The 294-nt window shown below is 57.8% G+C and carries 1 pseudogene; it reads left to right on the forward strand.

Annotation, left to right across the window (positions count from 1 at the left end):
* Positions 1 to 294: pseudogene (locus ASC90_RS29970) on the forward strand (thioredoxin reductase); the annotation flags it as partial.

Raw genomic sequence — 294 nt, forward strand, 5'->3', positions numbered from 1 at the left:
CCTACATCCTGCGGCGCGTTGCGCTCATAGACACCGGGAATTCAGGCACGGTGCTAATCGGGCAAGATGGCAATTCTGACCTCCGTTCCCTGCAGGTGTTTTTGTCTCGAAGCGGATATCCACACGTTGTGTTGGAAGCCTCAGGCGAAGGTGAAGGCCACGACCTCGTCGAGCGTCTAGGGATTCAGGAAGGCGATTTGCCAGTCATGGTTTGCCCGAACGGCACCGTTCTGAAGAGGCCGACCGACGCGGAAGTGGCATGCTGCCTTGGCATTACGCCAGAACTGGATCCAG

Origin of the sequence: Rhizobium sp. Root1220 (assembly GCF_001426265.1) — a bacterium.
Taxonomy (GTDB): domain Bacteria; phylum Pseudomonadota; class Alphaproteobacteria; order Rhizobiales; family Rhizobiaceae; genus Rhizobium.